Here is a 22,748-nt window from a genome sequence, read left to right on the forward strand (position 1 = left end):
GGCCAGGCGCCGCCTGCATCCGGCCTCGGAAACGAAAACGCCCCATCCGAAGATGGGGCGTGGGAGCTGTCGACGAGGGCGTGCGTCAGTGTCGCGGCGCCGTCTCCTCCTCGAACAGCTCTGCCTTGGCCTCGCGCATCACGTCCTCGCAGGCGGCCTGGTGGGCCAGCTGGGTGAGCAGGCTCTGGGTCACGGCAAAGCCCTTGCCCAGGCAGGTGTCGATCTCGTCCCGACTCACCGTCGGGGTCACGTCGCAGTCGATCTTCAGGGTTCTGCTGCCGCCGTCCAGCCGGTCGGCAAAGTCACGCAGCTGCCAGGCGATTCGTTCCTTCCAGCTAGCTGATTCATCCGCGCTCTCGTTTACGCTAAACGTGCACCGCCATTCAGGTTTGTAGACCTTCATGTGAACCTCCGTGCTGGCTTGGAATGAATGATCGATCGTGTATTCTGCTCCGTACAGGGATGTTGCACCCTCCAGCATACCGATTTCGCACCGCTGTTGCAGGCATCAATGCAGCGGCACGACCAATGAGTCAGGAGAGCACCGATGGCGAGCGTCTTTACCCGTATCATCCAGGGAGAGATCCCGGGGCATTTCGTCCACGAGGACGACCAGTGCGTGGTCATCATGACCATCCAGCCGATGAAGCCCGGCCATGTGCTGGTGATCCCCCGGGAGGAGGTGGACCACTGGGATGATCTCTCTGAGCCCCTCTACCAGCACCTGATGAGCGTCTCGCGGCGCCTGGCCAAGGCGATCAAGCGGGCCTTTCCCTGCAAGCGGGTCGGCATGCTGGTGGTGGGACTGGAGGTGCCCCACGTGCATATTCATCTCACCCCCCTGGACGAGATGAGCGATATCCAGGTGGTGGATCTGCCCATGGCCGACCAGGCGGATCTGGCGGCCGCTGCCGAGAAGCTGCGTGCGGCCCTGGCGGCGTAGCGGTAGCGGCCGCCTCTTCGGCCTGCGTGCCGGGCTGCTGGCCGCCGGCCTGGCCCTGCTCTCCGGCTGCGCAGCCCTGGCGCCGTCGCCACCGCAGGATCAGAGCAACCTCTGTGAGATCTTCCGCGAGCAGCCCCGCTGGTACGACTATGCGCGGGCGTCCGAGGAGCGCTGGGGCACGCCCATCGCCACCCAGATGGCCTTTATCCAGCAGGAGTCCTCCTTCCAGAGCCATGTGCGCCCGCCCCGCAAGCGCTACCTGGGGTTCATTCCCGGCCCCAGGCCCTCCTCGGCCCGGGGCTATGCCCAGGCCCTGGACCCGGTGTGGGGCGAGTATCGCGAGGCGCAGGGTGGCACCCTGGCCCGGCGCAGCCATATGAAGCACGCCACCGACTTCATCGGCTGGTACAACGCGCGCAGCCAGCGGCAGGCCGGCATCTCGCTGCGCAACCCCGAGCACCTCTACCTGGCCTACCACGAGGGGGCGGGGGGCTATCAGCGCGGCACCTGGCGCGGCAAGCCCGCCGTGCAGCGCGCCGCCCGCCAGGTGGCGGCACGCGCCGGTCGCTACCAGGCGCAGCTGGCGAGCTGCGAGGCGGAGTTCCAGTGCCGCCGCTTCTATCAGGTGGGGCCCTTTTGCCGCGACTGACGCCCGAGGAGAAGCCTCGGGGCGTCAGGGCATCAGGGCGTCGGCCTGGGCGGCGTCGGCGCGGATGGCCTGCCAGATCGCCAGCTGGTCGCGCAGCTCGCCTGTTGCCGCCTCGCTCTGGGCGAGGACCTCATGGATGCGGTTGAAGTGCAGCAGGCGCACGCCGGTGGCCTCGGGCCTGAGGTAGAGGTGGGGCGGCTGTCGCTCCAGGGCCTGCCGGATCAGGGACTGCTGCATGATGCTGAAGGTCTTGAACAGCAGGTCGGTGATGCCGGGCTCGGGCTCGCTGTCCGGGTTGCGGCTGCCGGAGACATCCACGGCGATCACCAGGTCCATCTCCTCCATCAGCAGGTCATAGGGCAACGGGTTGGAGGTGCCGCCGTCGATCAGCAGCTGGTCGCCGCGATGCACCGGCTTGAACAGCCCCGGCACCGCCATGCTCGCCTCGATGGCGGCGAACAGCGGCCCCTCCTCGATGACCACGCTGTCGCCGCTCCAGTAGTCGGTGGCCACCACCGATAGCGGAATGCGCAGATCGTCGAAGCGCCGCGCCTCGGTGTGACCGGCCAGAAAACAGAGAAAACCGCCGGAGTCGAAGAGGCCGCCGTCGCTGAGGCCCAGCTGCAGCAGGTCCATCAGGTCCAGCTCCGAGCCCGCCAGGCCCGAGAGAGCGTCCAGGGGGGAGCCCGCCACGTCGTCGAAGATGTCGAGGATCTCCTCGGCGGAGAGCCCCGCCGCATAGAGCCCGCCGATCACCGCGCCGATGCTGGTGCCGGTGATGCGGTCGGGAAGGATCTCCAGCTCGTCGAGCACCTGCAGCACGGCGATATGGGCCAGCCCGTTGGCGCCCCCGGAGCCCAGTGCCAGGCCCAGGGTGGGGCGCTCCGAGGCGCCGGCCTGGCCGCAGAGCAGCCCCAGGGTCAGGGCAGCGGCCAGCAGATGGCGGACGGGGCGGGGCAGGGGACGAGTGGTCGATTGTCGCACGCTGGGCTCCAGGCGATGTCGGCGGGAAGCGCCCCGAGGGGCCTTGCGCCACTATGCCACAGCCGGGCTCGGCGGGCGTGGTGGGAGGTGAGGTTCGAACGGGTTGCCAGGCGGGAGGCAAAGGGCCATGTTGAAGGCTGTGAGTGCGACGGAGAGTGACATGGCCGAGCCCAGGGGCCCCGCCCCTCGCCCCGACCCTTCCGACCCCAGGCCGCCCGCTCCCGATGGCGGCGGTGGCGATGACCGTCAGGATGGCGGCCCCCCTGGCGGGAACGGACTGCCGCGCCAGCAGTGGCTGCTGTTCGTCTGGATGGCGGTGGCGATCCTGCTGATGTTTCACTACCTGGAGGGTGCCGACCGCCAGGCCCGGGTGGAGCTGACCTATTCCGACTTCCTCGAGGCGGTGGACGCCGGCCACGTGGGGGAGGTAACGCTGCGCGGCCAGGCCCTGGAGGGCGTCTTCAGCGACTCCGGCCGCCTCGATCTGGACCTGGGCGAGACCCGCGCCTTTACCACCACCCGCCCGGACGTGGAGAGCGAGCGCCTGCTGGAGCGCCTCGAGGCACAGCAGGTACGCATCGCCGCGCGCCCGGCGGAGCCCGCGGGGTGGCAGCGCCTGCTGATGGGGGTGGTGCCCTGGCTGCTGATGCTGGCGCTGCTGTTCTGGTTCTGGAATCGCATGCAGGAGCGCATGACCGGCGGCAGCGGCACCTTCGGCATGGGCAGGTCCCGGGCGCGCCTGGTGGAGCCCCAGCAGAGCAAGGTGACGCTGGAGGACGTGGCGGGCTCCGAGAACGCCAAGCGCGATATCTTCGAGGTGATCGAGTTCCTCCGGGAGCCCGAGCGCTTCAAGGCGCTGGGCGCGCGGATGCCTCGAGGTATCCTGATGATGGGACCGCCCGGCACCGGCAAGACGCTGATGGCCAAGGCGGTAGCGGGCGAGGCCGGGGTGCCCTTCTTCAGCATCAGCGGTTCGGAGTTCATCGAGATGTTCGTTGGGGTGGGAGCCTCCCGGGTCCGCGACCTCTTCCGCCAGGCCAAGGAGAAGGCCCCCTCCGTGGTCTTCATCGACGAGATCGACTCCATCGGCCGCACCCGGGGGACCGGGGTGGGCGGCGGCCACGACGAGCGCGAGCAGACCCTCAACCAGATACTCGCCGAGCTGGACGGCTTCGAGGGGCATGAGGCGGTGGTGGTGCTCGCCGCCACCAACCGCCCCGACGTGCTCGACCCGGCGCTGCTGCGCCCCGGCCGCTTCGACCGCAAGGTGACCCTGGAGAACCCCCATCGCGAGGCCCGGGAGGCGATTCTCGGGGTCCACACCCGGCGCATGCCGCTGGCGGGTGACGTGGACCTGGCGCGGCTGGCCGAGATCACCATCGGCTTCTCGGGAGCGGATCTTGCCAACCTGGCCAACGAAGCCGCCCTGCTGGCCGGGCGGCGCGGCTGCAGCAAGGTGGACTGGGCCTGCTTCCTGGACGCTCGGGACCGGCTGATGCTGGGAGAGGAGCGCGAGATGGGGCTCTCCGAGGCCCAGCGCCGCCTGGTGGCCTACCACGAGGCGGGCCATGCGCTGCTCGCCCATCTGCTGCCCCACGCCGACCGCCTGGAGAAAGTCACGGTGCTGCCCCGGGGGCGCACCCTGGGCGTTACCGCCCAGGTGCCCGACGAGGAGCGAGTCAACTACGGCGAGTCCTGGCTGCGCGACCGCATCACGGTGCTCTTCGGTGGGCGCCTGGCCGAGTCCATCGTCTATGGCGAGGTGAGCAGCGGCGCGGAGAACGACCTGGAGCAGGCGACCCGCCTGGCGCGGCGCATGGTGGCCCGCTGGGGCATGAGCGAGCGGGTGGGCCCCATGGCGCTCTCCCAGGGGCAGGAGCACGCCTTCCTGGGGCGCGAGATGACCCAGCTGCGCGAGCATAGCGAGGCCTCCGCGGGCCTGCTGGACGAGGAGATCCGCCGACTGCTGACGGAGCTGGAGCATCGCGGTCGGCAGCTGCTGGAGCAGCATCGGCCGGAGCTGGACCGTCTGGCCGAGGCGCTGGCGGTCCGGGAGACCCTGGAGGGGGAGGAGCTCCGCGAGGTCCTGGAGGGCGGTGGTGCCGCCCGGCTGCCGGTGATCGCTTAGGACGGGAGACGCCTGCACGAGAACGCCCGGGGCCTGAACGGCACCCCGGGCGTTTCTGCATGGGCGAGAGCCGACCGGAGCCGGGGCTCAGTCCCCCGGGCCGCACTCCATGCAGCGCTCGGTGATCGCCGGCCCCAGCTTGAGGTTGGCGTTGAGGTCGCGCAGGGCGCCGCGCAGCCCCTCCTCGACCACCGGGTGATACCAGGGCATGGCCAGCATCTGGCCGACGCTGAGCTTCTGCTCCAGGGCCCAGGCCAGCAGGTGTGCCATATGCTCCACCCGGGGACCGAAGAGCTCGGCGCCCAGGAACTGCCCGGAGCCCTGCTCGGCATAGACCCGCATCAGGCCCCGGTTCTCCCGCATCACCAGGGCGCGCCCCTGGTCCTCGAAGGAGGCCTCGCCCACGGCCAGGCAGTCGCAGCCGCCCAGGCGCTTCTCCAGCGCCGCGTAGCTCTCGCCTACGGTGGCCATCTGCGGCTCGGTGAAGACGATGGCGAGCGGCACGTTGCGCCGGCCGGCGCGCAGCTCGGGGAAGCGCCCGGCGTTGTCGCCGGCGATGCGCCCCTCGCTGTTGGCCTCATGGAGCAGCGGCAGCTCCTGGTTGGCGTCGCCGGCGATAAAGAGATGGCTGGGGCTCTCGTCGGCGTTCAGGCACTGCAGGGTGAAGCGGTTGAAGCGCGGCACGCCGCGCTCGTCCAGGGCCAGGCCGGCCTTCTCCAGGTCCAGCCGGTCGACGTTGGGGCGCCGCCCGGTGGCAGCCAGCAGGTAGTCGAAGCGTTCGGTGAGGGTCTCGCCGCTGTCACGCTCGACGAAGGTGATCACCACGGCGTCGCCGTCGCGCTCGATCTTCTCGACCCGGGCGTCGGGGTCGACGTAGAACTCCTCGTTGAAGGTTGCCTCGGCGCTGGCACGCACCTTCTCGTCCCGGAAGGGGCCCAGGGCGCCGCCCACGCCGAACACCCGCAGTCGCACCCCCAGGCGGTGCAGCGCCTGGCCCAGCTCCAGGCCGATCACCCCCGGCCCGAACACCGCCACGGACTCCGGCAGGTCGTCCCATGCGAAGACGTCATCGTTGATGATCAGCCGGTCGCCGGCGGCGTCGAACATCCCGGGCCAGGTGGGGCGCGAGCCGGTGGCGATGATGATGTTGCGGGCGGTCACCCGAGTGTGGTCACCGACGCTCAGGGTGTGGGGATCCACGAAGCGGGCATGGCCCTCCAGGCGGTCCTGGTCGGGGATGCGCCGCATCGACTTGAAGACCCGCCCTACGAAGCCGTCGCGCTCCTGCTTGACCCGGGCCATGACGGCAGTGCCATCCACCTCGACCCCGCTCACCCGGATGCCGAAGCCCCCGGCATCCCGGGCCCGATGGGCGGCCTCGGCGGCGGCGATCAGCAGCTTCGACGGCATGCAGCCCACCCGAGCGCAGGTGGTGCCGTACTCGCCCCCCTCGATCAGGACCACGCTGTCGCTGTGCTTGCGGGCGGCGTGCCAGGCGCTCAGGCCGGCGCTGCCGGCGCCGATGATGGCGATATCGACCTCACGGTGCTGCATCGGGCTCTCCTCGGTGTCATCCCTCGTCACGGTTCATCCACTATGGCACAGGGCGGGGGCGTGCCGCCGAGGACCGACGGCGGCGTCTTGACGCAGGGCAAGGCGCAGGGGGTCAGGCGGCCAGGCGCAGCCCGAAGCCGATCAGCAGCGAGCCGAAGGCCCAGCGCTGCAGGCGCGCCTTCAGGGGGCTGCCGGCGAACCAGCGCTGCAGGGCGGCGCCAAGGGTCGCATAGCCGGCATCGAACAGCAGGCCGATGGCTACCAGCAGCCCCCCGAGCAGGGAGAACTGCAGCAGCACGGGCCCACGGTCGGGATGCACGAACTGCGGCAGCAGCACCGAGCAGAACAGCAGCGACTTGGGGTTGAGCAGGTTGGTGAGTAGCCCGCGGCGCCAGGCCAGGCGGTGGCTCGCCTGGCGCGGCATCGCCCCACCCGGGGCCTTTGGGGGCGGTTCGCCGGGGGCGCGCAGCAGCTGCAGGCCGATCCAGGTCAGGTAGGCGGCGCCTGCATAGCGCACGGCATCGAAGGTCCAGGGGGCGGTGACGAAGAGCGTGGCCAGTCCCAGGGCGGCCAGGGTCACGTGCAGCCCGCGGGCCACCGCCAGGCCCGCTGCCGTGGCCAGTGCCCGGGAGCGTCCCTGCAGGCTGCCGGTATGCAGCACCAGCAGCATGTCGGGGCCGGGCAGCAGGTAGACCGCCGCCAGGGCGACGATGAACAGCCAGAGCTCCATGGGGCGCCTCCTGCCGTGGGACGTGGGTGAAAGTTGGTGCGGGGCAGCGACGCCAGTCTAGCGCCATGGGCGAGGGCAGGTCCTTGCAAGATTCACCATTCCATCGGCTATAGTTGGCATCTACTGCCACTTGAATTGTTAATGGTGACGTTTCATGCCAAATCGACGGCTGGATGCCATCGACCGCCGCATCCTGGCCGCGTTGCAGCGTGACGCCCGACTGACCAACGTCCAACTGGCCGAGGAGGTGAACCTCTCGCCGTCGCCCTGCCTGCGCCGGGTGCGTCAGCTGGAGGCGGCGGGACTGATCCGCGGCTATCACGCCGAGCTGGATCGCGGCGGCGTGGGCTTCGGCCTCACGGTGTTCGTCGGCATCAGGGTGGAGCGCCACCACGAGGCCCAGGCCAACGCCTTCCGTGAGGCCGTCGTCGCCCTGCCGGAGGTGGTCTCGGCGCATCTGGTGTCGGGGGAGTCGGACTTCCTGCTGCAGGTGGTGGTGCCGGATCTGGCGGCCTACGAGCGCTTCCTCACCGGGACCCTGCTGAGGCTGCCCGGGGTCACCGACATCCGCAGCAACTTCGCCATCCAGACCGTCAAGGCCCACGGGCCGCTGCCCGTGGAGAGGCTGGCGGAAGCGGGCGGCGAGGTGCCGGTCCCGCGGCAGCCGTGACCCCCGCCCGCTCGCGCCCCTCGGCGGCGCGCCACCCGGCAGTCGGTATCTGCAGCGTGCCGGGCAGCTTTCTGCTATCCTGCAGGCCTTCCAGTCTCCCGCTTCCCCGGCCCATGCCGCCCGGCCTTCGCTGCTCTTCATTGTCGCCCCCGGCCGTTATCGACCCCGGCTCGTTCGCTGTCGTCGGCGCCCCTTATCTGTCTGCAGGATGTTCCCTTGTCTGATTCCTCCCCCGACGCCGCCTTCGCCTCGCTGCCGCTGGCGCCGGAGCTGCTCGATAACCTCGCCTCCCTGGGCTTCGCCGCCATGACGCCGATCCAGGCCGAGAGTCTGCCGCCGATCCTGGCCGGTCGCGATGTGATCGCCCGGGCGAAGACCGGCTCCGGCAAGACCGCGGCCTTCGGCCTGGGGCTGCTCTCGCGGCTTGCGCTTTCAAGCTTCGCGGTGCAGGGGCTCGTCCTCTGCCCGACCCGGGAGCTGGCCGACCAGGTGGCCGGCGAGCTGCGCCGGCTGGCGCGCACCCTGCCCAACGTCAAGGTGCTGACCCTGTGCGGGGGCGCTCCCTTCGGCCCGCAGCTCGCCTCCCTGGCCCACGGCGCGCATATCGTGGTGGGCACACCAGGCCGGATCGAGGAGCACCTGCGCAAGGGCTCGCTCACACTCGACGGGCTTGCGACCCTGGTGCTGGACGAGGCCGACCGCATGCTCGACATGGGCTTCCAGGCGAGCCTCGAGGCGATCGTCGACGAGACCCCGGCGTCGCGCCAGACGCTGCTGTTCAGCGCCACCTTCTCCGACGCCGTGCGCCCCGTGGCCGCGGCGCTGATGCGCGACCCGGTCACCGTGGAGGTGGCCGAGACCCACGACGCCGGCAGCATCCATGAGCGGGTCTACCGGGTCGCCGACGGCGACGAGGCGCGCCTGGAGGCGCTCTGCCGGCTGCTGCTGCACTTCCGCCCGGGTAGCAGCGTGGTGTTCTGCAACACCAAGCGCGAGACCGACGAGGTGGCCCAGGCGCTCGGGGCGGAGGGCTTCAGCGCCCTGGCGCTGCATGGCGACCTGGAGCAGGCCGACCGCGACCGGCTGCTGGTGCTCTTCGCCAATCGCAGCGCCTCCATCCTGGTGGCCACCGACGTGGCGGCCCGGGGGCTCGACATCGCCGAGCTGGATGCGGTGTTCAACTACCAGATCGCTCGGGAGCTCGAGGTGCACGTGCACCGGGTCGGGCGTACCGGCCGGGCCGGCAGCGCCGGCATCGCCTGCACCCTGGTCGGCGAGGGCGAGGAGTATCGGCTGGAGCGGCTGGCCGACTTCCTCGGTGAGCCCCTGGAGGAGGCCCCACTGCCGCCCCGCTCGGTGCTCTCTCGCGAGCCGCTGGTGCCGCCCATGGCCACCCTGCAGCTGGGGTCCGGCAAGAAGCAGAAGGTGCGCCCCGGCGATATCCTCGGCGCCCTGACCGGCGAGGCGGGGCTGGCCGGCGACCAGGTGGGCAAGATCAAGGTGCTGGCCAACAGCGCCTTTGTGGCCGTGCGGCGCGAGGTGGCCGACGAGGCCCTGGCGCGCCTGCTCAATGGCAGAATCAAGGGGCGCAGCGTGCGCGCCCGTCGGGTCGGCCGGTGAGGCGCCTCGGCGAATTTCGGGAGACGAGATGAAGATACCCAAGCGACTGCAGCCGCTGGTGGACGACGGTCTGATCGAGGCGGTCGAGGGCCAGCTGATGAGCGGCAAGGAGGCCCAGGTCTACGTGGTCCGCTCCCACGGGGAGCGGCGCTGCGCCAAGGTCTTCAAGGAGGCCAGGCAGCGCAGCTTCAAGCAGGCCGTGCAGTACCAGGAGGGGCGCCGTGAGCGCAACAGTCGCCGCTCCCGGGCCATGGCCAAGAAGACCCGCTACGGCCAGAAGGAGCAGGAGCAGGCCTGGCTCAACGCCGAGGTCGACGCCCTCTACCGGCTGGCCGCGGCGGACGTGCGGGTGCCCAGGCCCTACGGCTTCATCGACGGCGTGCTGCTGATGGAGATGATCAGTGACGCCGAGGGGCTGACCGCCCCGCGCCTGGACGACATCACCCTGAGCGCCGAGCAGGCCCGCGCGTCCTACGCCAAGATCATCCGTGACGTGGTGAAGATGCTGTGTGCCGGCCTGGTGCACGGGGATCTCTCCGAGTTCAACGTGCTGATGGCCGCCGATGGCCCGGTGATCATCGACCTGCCCCAGGCAGTGGACGCCGCCGGCAACAACAGCGCCGAGTGGATGTTCGAGCGCGACGTGGACAACATGCGCCGCTACTTCGGGCGCTTCGCCCCGGAGCTTCTGGCCACCGACTACGGCAAGGAGATCTGGGCGCTCTATGAGTCGGGCGAGCTGCATCCGGAGAGCGAGCTGACCGGCTGCTTCGTCCACGACACCACCCCCGTGGATGTCGACGACCTGATGACGGTGATCGACGACGTGCGCGACGAGGAGGCCTACCGCCGGGCGGCGCTCAACCGCGGCGACGAGCCCGGGGTGGAGGAGGCCGCCGCGGAGTGGCGGGAGTCCCAGCGCGAGCGCTGACCCCCGTGCTGCGGTGACCGGCGGGCAGCGCCCCGACGGATCTGCCATCATGGCGTCATCAACGGCGCCAACAGGGAGCGCAGCGATGCGACTGCAGCACGCCACCTGGCAGGAAGTGGAAGCCTATCTGGAGCGCGCCAGGGGCATCATCCTGCCCATCGGCTCCACCGAGCAGCACGGCCCCAACGGCCCGATGGGCACCGACGCCCTCTGCCCCGAGACGATCGCCTGGACCCTGGGCGAGCGTCATGGGGTGCTGGTCGGCCCGACCCAGGCGATCGGCATGGCGCAGCACCATCTGGCCTTTCCCGGCAGCCTCACCCTGAGGCCCAGCACTCTGGTCGCGGTGTTGCGCGACACCATCGCGTCGCTGGCGCACCACGGCTTCACCCACGTCTTCCTGCTCAACGGCCACGGGGGGAATGTCGCCACCGTGAACGCGGCCTTCGCCGAGGTGCTCAGCGAGCGCAGCCTGCAGCGCCCGCCGGCGGGGGAGCTCCACCTGCGGCTGTTCAACTGGTTTGCCGGCCGGCGCGGCCGCGAACTGGCCGACTCCCTCTACGGCGAGGCCGAGGGCACCCATGCCACCGCCTCCGAGGTGTCGCTGGCCTGGCATGCCGCCCCCCAGACGGTACGCGATGTGGCCATGTCGCCGCGCCTGGCGCCGGCCGGCAGCGCCCAGTGCGACGCCCACACCTTCCGCCGGCGCTTCCCCGATGGCCGCATGGGCTCCGACCCCTCCCTGGCTAGCGCCGAGCACGGTGCGCGCTTCCTCGAGGCGGGGGTCGAGGACGCCTGGGAGGCCTATCGGGCCTTCGTGGAGGACGCCTGAGGGCGCGCGTGCCGGACGCTTTATGAAACCCGCCGCTGGCGGGTTTCTGCTATCTTGGCCTGCCACTTCCACGACCGAGACCCCCGCCCGAGGAGGCCAGCATGCCCATCGTCACCATCCAGCAGTTCCCCCGCGACCTGGCGCAGAAGCGCGAGCTGGCGCGGCGCATCACCGAGGCCTTCGAGGAGGTCTACGGCGCCCGCCCGGAGTCCGTGCAGGTGTTCTTCCAGGAGGTGGACGGCGAGCACTGGGCCCGCGGCGGCGTGATGGGCTGCGACACCCCCGGGGACTGAGCAGGACCCGTCTGCCAACCCTGCCAGGCTCGACTAGTCTTGGAGGGCGGGAGCGGGCCATGTCGCTCCCATCGAGCCAACCGGGTGGTGGATGCCGCCCTGCACGCCATCACGGGATGGACAAGGAGATAACCATGAACAAGCGGATCTATTCCCTGGGCCTGGCGCTGGGAGTGGCCGGCAGCGCGCTGCTCGCGGCGCCGGCCATGGCGGAACTGGAGCGCATCTCGGCCCCCGAGGGCGCCGAGGTCTACTTCATTGCGCCGGAGGATGGGGCGACCCTGTCGGGCCCGGTGACCGTGCGCATGGGCCTCAAGGGCATGGGGGTAGCGCCGGCAGGCGCCGACTTCCCCGACACCGGCCATCACCACCTGCTGGTGAACATGCCTCTGGAGGAGGTGGACCTGGGCGCGCCGCTCCCCTTCACCGATCACACCCGCCACTTCGGCGGCGGCCAGACCGAGGGCAGCCTGGAGCTCGAGCCGGGGGAGTACACCCTCCAGCTGCTGTTCATGGACTACCGCCACGTCAGCTTCGACCCGCCGCTGGTCTCCGACGTCATCACCATCACCGTGGAGTAGCGCGGCCGGCCGTCAGGCGCCGCGCCGGCGGCTGACGGCCATCAGCAGGACAGTCCCAGCCACGCGGTGAAGCGGGGATGGGTGACCGGCAGCGGGCTCACCGCCGCTCGGCGACCGCGGAGGTCAGGTGGCGGTCGCGCCACAGGCAGGCGAACATCCACAGGAACACCGGCACGTTCATCAGCAGGCCGTAGAGCAGCGGCACCAGGCCGATGGCCGGCTGCTGCAGCAGCACGAAGGCCACCATCATCGCTACCCCGGCGTTCTGTACCCCGACCTCCACGGTGATGGCGCGCACGCTGTCGTGGGGCAGGTGCAGCCGGCGAGCGACCCCGTGGCCCAGCAGCATGCTGAACAGGCAGAGCAGCAGCACGGCGAGGGTCTCGAGGCTGAGCAGTGACGGCAGCCGTTCGGCGTGGCTGGCGAAGAGCGCCACCACCACCGAGATCATCGCCACCCCGGTGAACCCCTTGACCCCGGGCAGCATCACCTCGAGCCAGCGCGCCGGCAGGGCCTGGCGCAGCAGCATGCCCGCCAGCACCGGCAACAGGGTGACCAGCAGCAGCTGGCCGACGGTCTGCCAGTAGGGCAGCGCGAGGCCACCGGTGGCCAGCCCGAGGAGCTCCAGGTTCCAGCCCATGACCAGCGGCAGGGTGAAGGGCGCCAGCACGGCGGCGATGGCGGTCAGGGTGACCGACAGGGCCAGGTCCCCCTGGACCAGATAGCTGAACATGTTGGAGGTCGCCCCGCCCGGCACCAGGGCCACCAGCAGCAGGCCGGCCGCCGCCAGGGGCGGCAGGGGCAGCAGCAGCACCAGCCCCCAGGCGAGCAGCGGCAGGGCCAGCATCTGCAGGCCGGTGCCGAGCAGCACCCGGCGCGGGTGGCGCCAGGTGCGGGCGAAGTCCGCCCCGGTCAGGCTCAGGCCCATGGCCATCATCACGCTGGCCAGCACCCAAGGCAGGGCCACCTGGGACAACCAGGCTGCTGACATCCTTATCTCCTTGCAGGCACGGGGGATACGCCACAGAGTATGCCCCATGTCATGCGCCGCGGCGACGGGCGGCGGTGCGCTCAGGGAGGAGGCCGATGACCACGGTGGTGAGCCACAAGGTGAGGGTCTGGGGGCAGGCGCTGCGCCCGCGAACGCTGCCCGCGGCGGTGGGGCCGGTGCTGCTCGGCCAGGCGCTGGTGCTGCCCGGTCATTTCAGCTGGCTGACCGCCGTTCTCTGCCTCGCCTGCGCGCTGGCGCTGCAGCTGGCGGTCAACCTGGCCAACGATCTCTTCGACGGCCTCTCCGGCGTGGACCAGCACGACCGCCTGGGGCCCACCCGGGCCTTGCAGGCGGGCTGGCTCAGCGCCGGCGAATTGCGTGCGGGCCTCGCCGTGACCCTGGGCATTGCCGTGGCCACGGGGCTCTGGCTTGTGCTCTTCGGCCACTGGCTGCTGTGGCTGCTGGGTGGCCTGGCGCTGCTCGGGGTGCTCGGCTACAGCGGCGGGCGGCGCCCCTACGCCAACCGGGGGCTGGGGGAGGTCGCGGTGTGGGGCTTCTTCGGGCCGGTGGCGGTGCTGGGTTCGCTGCTGGCCCAGCAGAGCCCGATTACCCCGGAGGCGGTGGCGGCGGGCCTCCTGGTGGGGATGCCGGTGGCCGCCATCCTGGTGGTCAACAACCTGCGCGATCGCCACACCGATGCCCGGGCCGGCAAGATCACCCTGGCGGTGCGCATGGGGCCGGAGGCGACTCGCCGGCTGTTTGCCCTCCTGGCGGCGGGACCGCTGGCGGCCACGCTGCCGCTGGGGCTGTCGACGTGGGCCTGGGCAGGCTGGGGGACCACCGGCCTGCTGGCGCTGGGCCTGATACGGGAGCTGCAGCGCCGCGACGGCGCGGCCCTCAACCCTCTGCTCGGGATGACGGCGCTCTACTCGCTGGCAGTGGCGATATGGCTCGGGCTGCGTCTGGCTTCAGGGAATGGCTGAGGCTTGCTCGAGATCCGCGGTGGCCACAACACTGGCTTCCTTGAGAGGAGCCGGACTACTCCGCGGAGATCGTAGCCTTCCTGATGGAGCTGGCGAACCTGCCGCTGTCCTGAAGGCCACTGCCGCCCTGAGCGGGCGGCAGACGGGGCAGGGGACTACTCGGGCAGTTCGGCGTTGTGGAAGACGTTCTGGACGTCGTCCAGCTCGTTGAGCATGTCGAGAAACTTCTCGAACATCGCCACGTCGTCGCCCTCGATCGGGGTGGTGGTCTGGGGCACGAACTGGATCTCGTCCACCTCGAAGTCGAGCTCGCCGAAGGCGTCGATCAGCGCCTGCTTGGCCTTGGCATACTCGGTATGCGGAGCGAAGACGGTGATCTGGCCCTCCTCGTTCTCGATGTCGGTCACGTCCACATCGGCCTCCATCAGCGCCTCCAGGGTGGCCTCTTCATCGCTGCCCTTGAAGGCCAGGATGGCGCAGTGGTCGAACATGTGGCTGACGGTGCCCGGGGTGCCGATCTTGCTCTTGGTCTTGGTGAAGCAGGCGCGAACGTCGCCGAAGGTGCGGTTGGGGTTGTCGGTCAGGCAGTCGACGATGACCATCACGTTGCCCGGGGCGAAGCCCTCGTAGCGGGCCGGGGAGAAGTCCTCGCCGCCCACGCCGCTGGCCTTGTCCAACGCCTTCTCGATCACGTGGCTGGGCACCTGGTCCTTCTTGGCGCGCTCGATCAGGCCGCGCAGGCTCAGGTTGCCGGCGGGGTCGGTACCGCCCTGCTTGGCGACCACGTAGATCTCGCGGCCGTACTTGCTGTAGACCTTGGTCTTGGCAGCGGCCGTCTTGGCCATGGATTCCTTGCGGTTCTGAAAGGCCCGTCCCATATCGTTGTCCTGTAGCGTTCAACACGAGGCTGGATTCTACGAAACCGGGCCGAAGGCGAACAGGGATATTTTTGTGCTGCTCGGCTGGTCGAGGCACCGGTAGGGGTCGTGGGCCGGCAAGGTAAACATGGCCCGGGCATGTTAGCGTGTCGGCATCCCTTCAACGCGAGGAGGCTCCATGAAGAGCGTGACCCTGAAGAGCCCCGGTGGGCTCGACAACCTGCAGCTCACCGAGGTCGAGGCGCCGGGCGAACCCGGTCCCGGCGAGATCCGCGTGCGTCTGCACGCCAGCTCGCTCAACTTCCATGACTACCTGGTGGCGGCAGGCGGCATTCCCACCGCCGATGGACGCATCCCCATGTCCGACGGCGCCGGGGTGGTCGAGGCCGTGGGGGAGGGCGTCGAGGAGTTCTCGGCGGGGGACGCCGTGGTCTCCACCTTCTTCCCGTCCTGGCTGGAGGGCCCGGCACGGCTGGGCAACTTCGCTACCACCCCCGGCGATGGCGTCGATGGCTACGCCCGGGAGCAGGTGGTGGCGAAGGCCACCGCCTTCACCCGACAGCCCGAGGGCTGGTCTCACGCCGAGTCGGCGACCCTGACCACCGCCGGGCTCACCGCCTGGCGCGCCCTGGTGGTGGACGGCGGCATCAAGGCCGGCGACACGGTGCTGGTGCTGGGCACCGGTGGTGTCTCCATCTTCGCCCTGCAGTTTGCCCGCATGATGGGGGCTCGGGTGATCGCCACCTCCTCCTCCGACGAGAAGCTCAAGCGGCTGCGCGAGCTGGGGGCCGAGCACACCATCAACTACCGTGAGGACCCGGAGTGGGGCCGCACGGTCAGGGAGCTGACCGGCGGCGAGGGTGTCGACCAGGTGATCGAGGTGGGCGGCCCCGGCACCCTGCCGCAGTCCATTGAGGCGGTGCGCATCGGCGGCCATATCGCCCTGATCGGTGTGCTGACCGGCGGCGCCGGGGAGGTGCCCACCGCCAAGCTGATGGCCAGGCAGGCCAGCCTTAAGGGGCTGATCGTCGGCAGCCGCCGCCACCAGCTGGAGATGATCCGCGCCATCGAGGTCGGCGGGCTCAAGCCGGTGATCGATCGCGAGTTCCCGCTCGAGGAGATCGCAGAGGCTTTCCGTCATCAGGAGGCCGGTCGCCACTTCGGCAAGATCTGCCTGACCTGGTAGTGCTCCGCCGCCGACCCTGAGACGCCCGCCCGGCCCTGCCGCGGCGGGCGTTATCGTCTCGGCGGCCGGTGACGGGCGTGCTATGGTCAATCCATCGAGGGGCAAGCAGGGACGGTGCCATGCAAGCAGTCGGGGAGCCCGTGGTGGGCGAGATTCAGCTCGGCCTCTGGGGGGGGGGTACCACTGTCGGCCCATGTGCCGCCCTCGGACACCCAGCGCAGCCGGGTGCGGCGCGGCTGGCGGGAGCTTTCCCGCTGGCTGAGGCTCGGTCGTGACCAGCGCCGTGACGCGGCGCTGGACGAGCAGCAGCTGCGCCGGCTGCCGGAGGTGCGCCTGGCGCACCTTGTGCCGCCGGTGGAGTGGCTGCCCGCCGCCGAGGCCCTGGAGCAGGCCTGGCGCCCGGATGGCGACGGGCCCGAGGTGATCTTTCTGGTGACGGCCCCTCAGGACGATTCGGCGGCGATCCTGGCCCATTGGGCAGAGCGCCACTCGGCCAGGGTGCTGTCGCCACCCCCGGAGGAAGCGCTGCTCGAGGGCGACGGAGGCTGGGTTGACCGGCTGGCCGGTCGCGAGGGCGCCTGGGTGATGCCGCGCCTGGAGCGGTGCTTCCTGCGTCATGTCGAGGGGCTGGCCGGGGTTCGCCGCTTTGTCGAACAGGCCCTGGCCGGGCGCCTGGGGCCCGGAATCATCGGCTGCGACAGCTGGGCCTGGGCCTACCTGCAGCACATCCTGGCGCTGCCCGAGGGACAGGCCTTCACGTTGAAGCCCTTCGACGGTGCCGACCTCGACCGCTACTTCGCCGCGGCGGCGCGCCACGGCTGTGGCCATGTGCCGCGCATCCTCAGCGTGCGCAATGGGGAGTCGGTACTGCTCTCCGGGGAGGAGGGCGCCGTGCCGAGCCAGGAGCTTCGCCAGCTGGCGGCGCACTGCCGTGGCCAGCTGGGGCTGGCCTGGCACTACTGGCGACAGCGGCTGTGCAGCGCCGAGGAGGGCGGGGTCGAGGGGGTGGCAGTCTCCCCCGAGGCCTGGCTGCGCGACACCCTCGATGAGCCGATGCCGCCGGCGGAGCTGGGCGAGGAGGCGATTCTCCTGCTGCATGCCCTGCTGCTGCATGGCGGCCTCTCCCCGGCGCTGCTGGCCGCGGTGCTGCCCGTGCCGAAGCGCCGCCTGCTGGGCCTGCTTCGGCAGCTGGCCACGCTGGGGCTGGTGGAGGAGGGTGGCCGGCGCTGGCGAGTGGCGCCACTGGGCTATGTCCGGGTTCGCCACCTGCTGGCGGAGCGGGCCTATCTGACCGACCCGCTCTGAGGAGGGCGCATGGAAGGCATGGATGACTACTCCCGGCTGTTCAACGAGCTGGACAGCCAGGCGCTGATCGAACTGGGACTGGTGCTGGGCGGGGCCATCCTGCTGATCCTGCTCAGCCAGAAGGCGCTCAACTGGGTCGCCAACCGCCTCCACGGGCAGTATCGCTTCCGGGTCTTTGCGCTGGTGCCGCTGGCGCGCCTGGCGATCCTGGTGGCCGCCATCGGCATGGCGGTGCCCATCGTCATCGAGCCCTCCCTGCGCAACATGATCACCCTGCTGGGGGCGGTGGGGCTGGCCATCGGCTTCGCCCTCCGTGACTACGTCAGCAGCCTGATCGCGGGGGTGGTGGCGGCAGTGGAGATGCCCTACCGCCCGGGGGACTGGGTGGAGGTGGAGGGCACCTACGGTGAGGTGGTGCACGTGGGCATGCGCACCATCGAGGTGGTGACCCCGGACGATGACCTGGTGAGCATCCCGCACCTCAAGATCTGGGACTCGGCGATTCACAACGCCAACAATGGTGGCGACAGCCTGCAGTGCGTGGCCGACTTCCATCTCCACCCCGACCACGATGCCCAGCGTGTGACCGAGGCGCTGCGCGACGTGGCGCTCACCAGCCCCTACCTCAGGTTCGACAGGCCGGTGGCCGTGGTGGCCAGCGAGCAGTCCTGGGGCACCCACTACAAGGTGCGCGCCTATCCGGTCGACCCCCGCCAGCAGTTCCGCTTCGTGACCGACCTCACCCTGCGTGGCCGGGCGGTGCTCGGGCGCCTGGGCGCGCGGCCGGTCCAGGTGCCGGTAACGCCCGGCAATGCCGCATCGTAGTGAGGGCAGGGGGCTGTTCCGGCAGGGTTGTCCTGCATCAAGTTGTCGGCAGATCCCCGGTGATCCGATGTTAGGGCCGTTACACTGCCGAGGAGTCCCCCCGACACGCAAGGATCGCTGAGCGATGACCGAGACTGCCGCTTCGGATGACGAATCAGTCGAGCGCCGTAACCGCAAGGATCGCCGTATCGCCATTGCCCTCTATGTGATGGGTATGATCGTACTCTTCGCTACTCTGGGCGGCTTCCTGTTCGACCAGTACCAGCGCGACATGCAGGCGGCCAGGGAGCGCACGGGGGCACGTGCCGACCTGGTGGCGGAGTGGGTGGCCGGCATCTTTGCGGTCAGCGATGCCGGCCTCTCCGGGGTGGCGGAGCTGCTGGGGCCGTCGCAGCGCCGGCGCCTGTTCGGCGAGCCGCCGGAGCTCGAACTCCTCGAGGAGCTGCTGGTCGGGCGGCAGGAGAGCCTGGACCTCATCGGCAGCGTGAGCATCACCGATGGCCGAGGCCGGGTCATCGCCTCCTCCAGCCCCCTGAATCCCCCCGGTTTCGACGTGTCGGGACTGCCCTTCTTTCGCCTCCTGCAGGCGCAGCCCTCGCGGATGGCGCTGGTGACGCCGCTGCAGTGGTCGGCCTTGGAGCGTCGTCATGTGGTGCTCCTGCTGCACCGCCTGCCCGATGACACCGGACTGGTGATGGCCCAGCTGGACCCCGCCGTCTTCGGTCAGACCCTCGAGGGCCTGAGCCTGGCGAGAGGCGAGAGCATCGCCATCATCGATACCGAAATGCAGCTGGTGGCGCGCCGCCCCGGGGTGGGCGAGGCAGGGGCCGAGGAGGCGGCGGGCGAGGCGCTCGGTCGACGGGTCGTGGAGCCCCTGACCCAGGCGTTCATGGCGAGCGGAGAGGTGCGCACCCACCTGAGCACCGAGTCCCCGCTGGATGGCAGTGAGCGCCTCTACACCCTGCGGCGAGTCGACGACCTGCCCTTCGTGGTGGTGGTGGGGGAGTCCCGGGACCTCCTGCTCGGCGACTGGATCTACCGCCTGTGGGTCCGGGTGGTGCCCTGGCGGTGGTGCGGGACGTGACCGAGGAGCGCGCCACGGAGGCGCAGCTGCGCATTGCCGCCACGGCCTTCGAGGCCCACCTGGGCATGGTGATCACCGATGGTGACAGCCGGATCCTGAAGGTCAACGAGACCTTCACCCGCATCACCGGCTATAGCGAGGCGGAGGTGCTGGGCAGGAACCCGCGCCTGCTGTCGTCGGGCCTGCACGACGAGACCTTCTATCGGCGGCTGTGGCGCAGCGTGGCGAGCAGCGGCAGCTGGCAGGGGGAGGTCTGGAACCGCCGCAAGAACGGCGAGGTGTTCCCGGAGTGGCTAACCCTCTCCGCGGTGCGCGATACCGAGGGCAGGCCCACCCACTTCGTGGCGACCTTCAGCGATATCAGCGAGCGCAAGGCCGCCGAGGAGGAGATCCACCAGCTGGCCTTCTTCGACCCCCTGACCGGCCTGCCGAATCGCCGGTTGATGCTCGACCGCCTGGAGGTGGCGCTCAAGGACAGCTATCGCAGCGGCCAGTTCGGCGCGCTGATCTTTATCGACCTGGACCACTTCAAGCAGGTCAACGACACCCTCGGCCACCACGCCGGCGACCAGCTGCTGCGCGAGGTGGCCCACCGCTATGAAGAGGTGCTGCGGGATACCGACACCCTGGCCCGGCTGGGCGGCGACGAGTTCGCCGTGCTGCTCCACGACCTGGGGGGCGAGCCGGATGCCGTGGCGGTGATCGCCGAACGGGTCGCCAACAAGCTGCTGACGGTGATGCAGGCGCCGGTGCGACTCGGGGAGGAGCGCGCCAGCGTCTCGGCGAGCCTGGGGGTCACCCTCTATCGCGACCATGAGATGACCCTCGACGAGATCCTGCAGCAGGCCGACATGGCACTGTTCCAGGCCAAGGCGGCGGGGCGCAACGCCCTGGCCTTCTTCGACCCCGAGATGCAGGTGCGCCTGCAGGCTCGTGCCCGGCTGGAGGCGGACCTGAGGCAGGCGCTGCCCAACGACGAGCTGCGCCTGCACTACCAGCCCCAGGTGGATGATCGCGGCCGGCCGGTGGGGGTCGAGGCGCTGGTGCGCTGGATGCACCCGGTGCGCGGCCAGGTCTCCCCCGGTGAGTTCATCCCCCTGGCCGAGGAGAACCGCCTGATCGTGGCGATCGGCAACTGGGTGCTGGAGCAGGCCTGTCGCCAGCTGGCGGCCTGGGCGGCCGATCCGGCACGCTCGGCGCTGAGCCTCTCGGTCAACGTCAGTCCGCGCCAGTTCCGCGAGCCGGACTTCGTCCAGCGCGTGCTGGAGATCCTCGAGGCCACCGGGGCCCCGCCCCATCGCCTCAAGCTGGAGGTGACCGAGAGCCTGCTGCCGGAGGCCCGCGACGAGGCGCGCTCGCGCATGCTGGAGCTCCGGGAGCGGGGCGTGCGCTTCTCACTGGACGACTTCGGTACCGGCTACTCGTCGCTCGCCTATCTCAAGCGCCTGCCCCTGGACCAGCTCAAGATCGACCAGTCCTTCGTGTGCGACCTGCTGCAGGACGAGGCCAGCGAGGCGATCGTGGCCAGTATCATCGCGCTGGCGCGGAGCCTGCGCCTCGAGGTGGTGGCGGAAGGGGTGGAGAGCGAGCCCCAGCGGGCCTGGCTGCTGGCCCATGGCTGTGGTGTCTTTCAGGGCTACCTGTTCGGGCGGCCGGTGCCGGTGGAGGCGCTCGACCTGGATGGCTGAGCGGCCTCGGCGGTTGCCAGGGGCGCCCTCCTGACAGATACTGTTCATGCATACAGTAAAGTCGGGAGGAGAGCATGTCACAGCTGCAGCAGGCGCGCATGGCCCTGCTTGGCCCCGCCGCCGCCGAGGGGGTGGGGCCACCGAGGCCGCTGATGGGCTGCCGGGTGCGGGCGGGCTTTCCGAGTCCCGCCGACGACCACCTGGATGCCGAGATCGACCTGCACGCCCACGTGGTGAAGCGCCCGGCGGCCACCTACTTCGTGCGCGCCGAGGGGGACTCCATGCTGGGCGATGGCATCCACGATGGCGACTTGCTGGTGGTGGATCGCAGCCTGGAGCCCCTGCCCGGGCGGGTGGTGGTCATCTCCCTGGAGGGGGAGCCCACCGTCAAGCGCCTGGAGCGGCGGGGCGGCGGGGTATGGCTGGTGGCCAGCAACCCGCGCTTCGCGGCGATCCCCCTGGCCGGCCGCGAGTGCGAGGTGTGGGGGGTGGTCACCCATGTGGTGCACGACCTTCTGGGGCGCTCGCCGTGATCGCCCTGGTCGACGGCAACAACTTCTACGTCAGCTGTGAACGGGTCTTCGACCCGCGCCTGGCGGGGCGGCCGGTGGGCGTGCTCTCCAATAACGACGGCTGCGTGGTGGCGCGCTCCGAGGAGCTCAAGGCGCTGGGGGTAGCCATGGGCGCCCCGCGGCACCTGCTGCCGCCGGCGGTGCGCCGCCAGGCGGTGCTGCTCTCCAGCAACTATGCCCTCTACGGCGACATGTCGCGGCGGGTCAACCAGGTGCTGGCGGAGTTCTCCCCGGACGTGGAGCCCTACTCCATCGATGAGAGTTTCGTGGGCTTCGCGGGGTTTCCCGCCCAGACCCTGGAAGCCCGCTGCCATGAGCTGCGCGAGACCGTTCGGCGCTGGACCGGTATCCCGGTGGGCGTCGGGGTGGCGCCCACCCGGGTGCTCGCCAAGCTGGCCAACCGGCTGGCCAAGCGCGAGCCGGCCTGCGAGGGCGTCTGCCTGCTCGAGGCCGACGGCGAGGCGACCCGCCGTGTGCTCGAGGCGTGCCCGGTCAACGAGCTCTGGGGCGTGGCCCGGCGCAGCGCCGAGCGGCTGGCGCTGATGGGCATCACCACCGCCTGGCAGCTGCGCCGGGCCGACCCGCGCTGGGTGCGCAGCCGCTTCTCGGTGGTGATGGAGCGCCTGGTCTGGGAGCTGCGCGGCCGCTCGGCCATCGCCCTCGACGACATGAGCGAGCCGCGCCGGCGCCTGCTGGTGTCGCGCTCCTTCGGCCGCCTCACCGGCGAGCGCCACGAGCTGGAGGCGGCGCTGCGCCAGCACGCCGCCCGGGCCGGCGAGAAGCTGCGCCGCCAGGGCAGCCTGGCCCGGGCGGTGCAGGTGTTCGTGCGTACCAACCCCTTCCTGGCTGGCGAGCCTCAGTACCGCAACGCCGCCCTGGTGGCGCTGCCCGCCCCCAGCGCCGACAGCCGGGAGCTGCTGGCGGCGGCCCGCCGCGCCCTGGAGGCGATCTTCCTCGAGGGCTACCGCTACCAGAAGTGCGGGGTGATGCTGCTCGATCTGGTGGACGCCGAGTCTGCTCAGCCCTCGCTGCTGGAGACCCCGGATGACGATGCACGCCGCGCCCGCAGCCAGCGCCTGATGGCGACCCTGGATCGCCTCAATCGCGAGATGGGACGCGACACTGTCCGCTTCGGCCTGCCCCGGGAGGGCAATGCCTGGGCGCTGCGCTGCGAGCACCGCTCGCCGCGCTACACCACGCGCTGGAGTGAATTGATGCGCGTCAAGACAGGCTAGGGATGCGACTGTTCCGGCGATGAACCGTTAGGGAGTCGTCATCTGCTCCGGCTACACTGGGTCGGCGGGGCCACCGGCCCCGCATC

Annotated in this window: 23 protein-coding genes; 17 read left to right on the forward strand and 6 right to left on the reverse strand. The window is 70.5% G+C overall.

Annotated elements, in window-relative coordinates; all coding sequences use genetic code 11:
• Window positions 1-85: 85 nt before the first annotated feature.
• A complete protein-coding gene (locus DER72_RS02400) occupies window positions 86-403 on the reverse strand; it encodes a hypothetical protein (RefSeq protein WP_110068417.1) in 318 nt (105 codons plus the stop codon).
• A gap of 144 nt (window positions 404-547) precedes the next feature.
• Between DER72_RS02400 and DER72_RS02405 the strand changes: the two genes are divergently transcribed.
• Both DER72_RS02405 and DER72_RS02410 read left to right on the forward strand, forming a co-directional pair.
• A complete protein-coding gene (locus DER72_RS02405; RefSeq protein WP_110068418.1) occupies window positions 548-943 on the forward strand; it encodes an HIT family protein in 396 nt (131 codons plus the stop codon).
• 22 nt (window positions 944-965) lie between these two features.
• Window positions 966-1,592, forward strand: coding sequence for a lysozyme-like domain containing protein (locus DER72_RS02410; RefSeq protein ID WP_258306176.1), 627 nt, complete (start codon window positions 966-968; stop codon window positions 1,590-1,592).
• A 24-nt stretch (window positions 1,593-1,616) separates the two neighbouring features.
• Here DER72_RS02410 and DER72_RS02415 read toward each other — a convergent pair whose 3' ends face one another.
• Entirely contained in the window at window positions 1,617-2,576 is a 960-nt protein-coding gene (locus DER72_RS02415; protein ID WP_219983221.1) for a patatin-like phospholipase family protein, read from the reverse strand.
• A gap of 160 nt (window positions 2,577-2,736) precedes the next feature.
• On the opposite strand from DER72_RS02415, the gene ftsH reads away from it, so the two are divergent.
• Entirely contained in the window at window positions 2,737-4,704 is a 1,968-nt protein-coding gene (ftsH, locus tag DER72_RS02420) for an ATP-dependent zinc metalloprotease FtsH (protein ID WP_219983222.1), read from the forward strand.
• A gap of 87 nt (window positions 4,705-4,791) precedes the next feature.
• Here ftsH and DER72_RS02425 read toward each other — a convergent pair whose 3' ends face one another.
• Together DER72_RS02425 and DER72_RS02430 are read right to left on the reverse strand one after the other, a co-directional pair.
• Complete coding sequence (locus tag DER72_RS02425; RefSeq protein ID WP_309064150.1) at window positions 4,792-6,288, reverse strand: dihydrolipoyl dehydrogenase; 1,497 nt, start codon at window positions 6,286-6,288, stop codon at window positions 4,792-4,794.
• An 82-nt stretch (window positions 6,289-6,370) separates the two neighbouring features.
• Complete coding sequence (locus DER72_RS02430) at window positions 6,371-6,988, reverse strand: LysE family translocator (RefSeq protein ID WP_110068422.1); 618 nt, start codon at window positions 6,986-6,988, stop codon at window positions 6,371-6,373.
• A 154-nt stretch (window positions 6,989-7,142) separates the two neighbouring features.
• Here DER72_RS02430 and DER72_RS02435 point away from each other — a divergent pair, with 154 nt between their 5' ends.
• The 6 genes from DER72_RS02435 to DER72_RS02460 all read left to right on the forward strand — a co-directional run bounded on the left by DER72_RS02435 (window position 7,143) and on the right by DER72_RS02460 (window position 11,915).
• Entirely contained in the window at window positions 7,143-7,658 is a 516-nt protein-coding gene (locus tag DER72_RS02435) for an Lrp/AsnC family transcriptional regulator (RefSeq protein ID WP_110068423.1), read from the forward strand.
• Window positions 7,659-7,874: 216 nt separating this feature from the next.
• Window positions 7,875-9,278, forward strand: coding sequence for an ATP-dependent RNA helicase DbpA (dbpA, locus tag DER72_RS02440; protein WP_110068424.1), 1,404 nt, complete (start codon window positions 7,875-7,877; stop codon window positions 9,276-9,278).
• A 28-nt stretch (window positions 9,279-9,306) separates the two neighbouring features.
• On the forward strand, window positions 9,307-10,209 hold the full coding sequence (locus tag DER72_RS02445) for a PA4780 family RIO1-like protein kinase (protein WP_110068425.1): 903 nt from the start codon (window positions 9,307-9,309) through the stop codon (window positions 10,207-10,209).
• 85 nt (window positions 10,210-10,294) lie between these two features.
• Window positions 10,295-11,041, forward strand: a complete 747-nt coding sequence (locus tag DER72_RS02450; protein WP_110068426.1) for a creatininase family protein — start codon at window positions 10,295-10,297, stop codon at window positions 11,039-11,041.
• A gap of 101 nt (window positions 11,042-11,142) precedes the next feature.
• Window positions 11,143-11,334: a 4-oxalocrotonate tautomerase family protein gene (locus tag DER72_RS02455; protein ID WP_110068427.1), complete on the forward strand. Its 192-nt coding sequence runs from the start codon at window positions 11,143-11,145 to the stop codon at window positions 11,332-11,334.
• A 134-nt stretch (window positions 11,335-11,468) separates the two neighbouring features.
• A complete protein-coding gene (locus DER72_RS02460; protein WP_110068428.1) occupies window positions 11,469-11,915 on the forward strand; it encodes a DUF4399 domain-containing protein in 447 nt (148 codons plus the stop codon).
• A 97-nt stretch (window positions 11,916-12,012) separates the two neighbouring features.
• On the opposite strand, the gene DER72_RS02465 is transcribed toward DER72_RS02460, so the two are convergent.
• The gene (locus DER72_RS02465; protein WP_110068429.1) at window positions 12,013-12,906 is read right to left on the reverse strand and encodes a bile acid:sodium symporter family protein; all 894 of its coding nucleotides are present in this window, start codon (window positions 12,904-12,906) and stop codon (window positions 12,013-12,015) included.
• Between the two features lie 95 nt (window positions 12,907-13,001).
• Here DER72_RS02465 and menA point away from each other — a divergent pair, with 95 nt between their 5' ends.
• On the forward strand, window positions 13,002-13,889 hold the full coding sequence (menA, locus tag DER72_RS02470; protein ID WP_110068430.1) for a 1,4-dihydroxy-2-naphthoate octaprenyltransferase: 888 nt from the start codon (window positions 13,002-13,004) through the stop codon (window positions 13,887-13,889).
• Window positions 13,890-14,044: 155 nt separating this feature from the next.
• Here the strand turns inward: menA and DER72_RS02475 are convergent, their stop codons facing one another.
• The gene (locus DER72_RS02475) at window positions 14,045-14,767 is read right to left on the reverse strand and encodes a YebC/PmpR family DNA-binding transcriptional regulator (RefSeq protein ID WP_110068431.1); all 723 of its coding nucleotides are present in this window, start codon (window positions 14,765-14,767) and stop codon (window positions 14,045-14,047) included.
• Between the two features lie 178 nt (window positions 14,768-14,945).
• On the opposite strand from DER72_RS02475, the gene DER72_RS02480 reads away from it, so the two are divergent.
• From DER72_RS02480 to DER72_RS02510, 7 genes are all read left to right on the forward strand, one after another.
• Window positions 14,946-15,953: an NAD(P)-dependent alcohol dehydrogenase gene (locus DER72_RS02480; RefSeq protein ID WP_110068432.1), complete on the forward strand. Its 1,008-nt coding sequence runs from the start codon at window positions 14,946-14,948 to the stop codon at window positions 15,951-15,953.
• Between the two features lie 195 nt (window positions 15,954-16,148).
• Window positions 16,149-17,258, forward strand: coding sequence for a hypothetical protein (locus DER72_RS02485; RefSeq protein WP_110068433.1), 1,110 nt, complete (start codon window positions 16,149-16,151; stop codon window positions 17,256-17,258).
• Window positions 17,259-17,267: 9 nt separating this feature from the next.
• Window positions 17,268-18,083 carry a mechanosensitive ion channel family protein gene (locus tag DER72_RS02490; RefSeq protein ID WP_110068434.1) on the forward strand — a complete coding sequence of 272 codons (816 nt, stop codon included), beginning with the start codon at window positions 17,268-17,270 and terminating at the stop codon, window positions 18,081-18,083.
• 124 nt (window positions 18,084-18,207) lie between these two features.
• Window positions 18,208-19,167, forward strand: coding sequence for a hypothetical protein (locus DER72_RS16340; protein WP_258306157.1), 960 nt, complete (start codon window positions 18,208-18,210; stop codon window positions 19,165-19,167).
• Window positions 19,128-20,855 (forward strand): bifunctional diguanylate cyclase/phosphodiesterase, encoded by a 1,728-nt coding sequence (locus DER72_RS02500; RefSeq protein ID WP_258306158.1) that lies wholly within the window; start codon window positions 19,128-19,130, stop codon window positions 20,853-20,855. The genes DER72_RS16340 and DER72_RS02500 overlap by 40 nt, the downstream gene beginning before the upstream one ends.
• A 74-nt stretch (window positions 20,856-20,929) precedes the next feature.
• Complete coding sequence (locus DER72_RS02505) at window positions 20,930-21,388, forward strand: LexA family transcriptional regulator (RefSeq protein ID WP_258306159.1); 459 nt, start codon at window positions 20,930-20,932, stop codon at window positions 21,386-21,388.
• Window positions 21,385-22,662, forward strand: a complete 1,278-nt coding sequence (locus DER72_RS02510) for a Y-family DNA polymerase (RefSeq protein ID WP_110068436.1) — start codon at window positions 21,385-21,387, stop codon at window positions 22,660-22,662. Before DER72_RS02505 ends, DER72_RS02510 begins: the two co-directional genes overlap by 4 nt.
• Window positions 22,663-22,748 lie beyond the last annotated feature (86 nt).

Source organism: Halomonas sp. A11-A (assembly GCF_003182195.1).
Taxonomy (GTDB): Bacteria; Pseudomonadota; Gammaproteobacteria; order Pseudomonadales; family Halomonadaceae; genus Halomonas; species Halomonas alkalicola.